This is a genomic window from Phenylobacterium sp., assembly GCF_036263695.1.
Taxonomy (GTDB): Bacteria; Pseudomonadota; Alphaproteobacteria; order Caulobacterales; family Caulobacteraceae; genus Phenylobacterium.
Genome location: NZ_DATAGM010000109.1, coordinates 1 through 2,864, shown reverse-complemented (window position 1 = coordinate 2,864; position 2,864 = coordinate 1). Strand labels below are relative to the sequence as shown.

The window sequence follows — 2,864 nt, the reverse complement described above, 5'->3', positions numbered from 1 at the left end:
CCCGACGCGGACGTGATGGCCGCCTGGGCGGGCCTCGGCTACTACGCGAGAGCCCGCAACCTGCTGGCCTGCGCCCGGGCCGTCGCGGCCGAGCACAGCGGGGTCTTTCCCGATTCCGAGGCCGGGCTGCTCGCCCTGCCGGGCGTCGGCCCCTACACCGCGGCGGCGGTCGCGGCGAGCGCCTTCGACCGTGCGGCCAACGTGGTCGACGGCAACGTCGAGCGGGTCGTGGCCCGGCTGTTCGCGGTCGAGGATCCACTGCCGGCCGCAAAGCCAGAACTGAAGGCGCTGGCCGGCGGCCTGGTCCGCGACGAGCGGCCCGGCGACTGGGCCCAGGCGCTGATGGACCTCGGCGCGGTGATCTGCAAACCCAAGGCGCCGCTGTGCGAGCGCTGCCCCGTGGCGGCGCACTGCGCGGCGCTGAAGACGGGTGCGCCGGAGGCCTACCCCCGCCGCTCAGCCAAGGCCCGCAGGCCGCACCGCTACGGCGTCGCCTACGTGCTGACCCGCGGGGAGGAGGTGGCCCTGGTCCGCCGGCCGCCCGAGGGTCTGCTGGGCGGGATGCTGGCGCTGCCCACCAGCGACTGGCGCGACGCGCCCTGGAGCCTGACCGAAGCGCTGGCCGCGGCGCCAGTCGCCGCGGACTGGCGCGAGGTGGGCCAGGTGGAGCACGGCTTCACCCACTTCACCCTGTCGCTGCGGCTGCTCCGCGCCGAAGGGGAGGGCGAGGTGAGCTTCCACCCGCGCACGGCCCTTCAGGGCCTGCCCAGCGTGTTCCTCAAGGCCGCACGGGCTGGGCTTGACGGGCTGATCTGAGCCCTAGGCCGGCATCTGCGAGCGCACCTTGGCCCGCAGGACGTCGATGGGGGCGAGGCCCTTGTCCGACTTGAAGTGCCAGTAGGTCCAGCCGTTGCAGGCGGGGGCGGACTGCACCATCGCCCCGACCTTGTGGATCGAGCCGGTCAGGTCGCCGGAGGCCAGCGACCCGTCGGGGCGCACCTTGGCGGCCAGCTTGCCCTTCGGGCAGTAGAGCATGTCGCCGGGGCGCAGCAGGCCGGCCTCGACCACGGCCCCGAACGGCACGCGGGGCTCGGAGCGCTTCGAGCCGGTGACCTCCAGGTCCTTTTCGGCGAGCGGGGTGACGCGGGCGATCCGGCTCTTGGCGAGCTCCGCGTAGCCGGGGTCGCGCTCGATGCCGAGGAAGCGGCGGCCGAGCCTGCGGGCCGCGGCGCCCGTGGTGCCGGTGCCGAAGAAGGGGTCGAGGATCACGTCGCCGGGCTTGGTGGAGGCCAGGATCACCCGGTGCAGCAGGGCTTCTGGCTTCTGGGTCGGGTGGGCCTTGGAGCCGGTCTCGTCCTTCAGCCGCTCCTCGCCGGTGCACAGCGGCAGCGTCCAGTCCGAGCGCATCTGCAGCTCGTCGTTGGCCATCTTCATGGCGTCGTAGTTGAAGGTGTAGCGGCGCGCGCCCTTGCCCTTGGCGGCCCAGATCAGCGTCTCGTGGGCGTTGGTGAACCGCGTGCCTTTGAAGTTCGGCATCGGGTTCGACTTGCGCCAGATGATGTCGTTCAGCAGCCAGAACCCCAGGTCCTGCAGCGCCGTGCCGACCCGGAAGATGTTGTGGTAGCTGCCGATCACCCACAGGGTCCCATCGTCCTTCAGCACCCGGCGGCATTCGAAGAGCCAGGCCCGGGTGAACGCGTCGTAGGCGGCGAAGCTCTCGAACTGATCCCAGTCGTCGTCGACCGCGTCGACCTTGGAGTTGTCGGGGCGCAGCAAGTCGCCGCCGAGCTGCAGGTTGTAGGGCGGATCGGCGAACACCAGGTCGACGGACTTGGCGGGAAGCTTCTTCAGCTCCTCGATGCAATCGCCGCAGATGATGCTGTCCGCAGGAAGAGCCATGGCCGCACCCGTTGAGGTAAAAACTGACCTTGGAATCCTGGCCCCGTTAAGGTTGCCCGGCCACCAACAAACATAGTGAACGGGGTGTTAAGGGCGGCCCTGGCGCCCGGAATGAGCGTCTTTATCTCGCACTTGCGAAAACCTGCGGCTTGCGGTTTGAGCGCCCCCTATGAGCGATCTCTTCTTCGACCTGCGGGCGACGCATAATCCGCACCGCTGGTACATGCCCCTGAGCCCGGCCGTCTGCGTGGGGCCGCCCGGCAACCTGTTCATGTTCGGCGGGGTCGGCATGGCCTCGGCCATCGCGGCCATGGAGCGGACCTGCGAGCGGCCGGTGATCTGGGCCACCGCCCAGTACCTGTCCTACGCCCGCCCGCCGAGCGTGGTGGACCTGGACGTGTGGGTGCCGGCGCAGGGCAAGTACAACAGCCAGGCCCGGGTGACCGGCCACGTGGACGACAAGGAGATCTTCACGGTCAACGCCGCCCTCGGCTCACGGCCCAGCGAGCTGTCGCGGCAGTGGCTGGCGATGCCGGACGCGCCCGGCCCGGACGAGTGCGGCTCCTCCGAGCACTGGCGCGGCGACGACGGCGGCCTGCACAGCCGCATCGAGGTGCGGGTCGCCAAGGGCAGCTTCGGCAAGGGCGCGGCGCCCGAGGAGGACGGCCGCTCGCTGCTGTGGATGCGCCCCAAGGAGGGCCACGCCGTCGACGCCCCCATGCTGGCGATCATGGCGGACCATGTGCCCTCGGGCGTCGGCGCGGCGCTGGGCGCCAACGCCGGCGGCAACAGCCTCGACAACACCATCCGCATCCGCCGGATCGTGCCGACGGAATGGGTGCTTTGCGACATCCGCATCCACGGCCTGCACGGCGGCTTCGCCCACGGCTCGATGTACATGTTCGCCCAGGACGGCGAGCTGATGGCCTCCGCCAGCCAGTCGCTGATCCTGCGGGTGCGCGAGA

At 70.8% G+C, this 2,864-nt stretch carries 3 protein-coding genes; 2 read left to right on the top strand and 1 reads right to left on the bottom strand.

Annotation, left to right across the window (positions count from 1 at the left end; all coding sequences use genetic code 11):
* Window positions 1-816: A/G-specific adenine glycosylase (locus tag VHK87_RS04300; RefSeq protein ID WP_329633663.1), on the top strand; the 816-nt coding region annotated here is incomplete at its 5' end.
* Between the two features lie 3 nt (window positions 817-819).
* Here VHK87_RS04300 and VHK87_RS04295 read toward each other — a convergent pair.
* Window positions 820-1,899: a site-specific DNA-methyltransferase gene (locus VHK87_RS04295; RefSeq protein ID WP_329633662.1), complete on the bottom strand. Its 1,080-nt coding sequence runs from the start codon at window positions 1,897-1,899 to the stop codon at window positions 820-822.
* Window positions 1,900-2,068: 169 nt separating this feature from the next.
* Between VHK87_RS04295 and VHK87_RS04290 the strand changes: the two genes are divergently transcribed.
* Window positions 2,069-2,864, top strand: a 796-nt coding sequence (locus tag VHK87_RS04290; RefSeq protein ID WP_329633661.1) for an acyl-CoA thioesterase, incomplete at its 3' end; no start/stop codon positions are given.

Bases quoted from the DNA above. Each gene is read 5' to 3' on its own strand.
- VHK87_RS04295 (WP_329633662.1), bottom strand. From the start codon at position 1,899: ATGGCTCTTCCTGCGGACAGCATCATCTGCGGCGATTGCATCGAGGAG.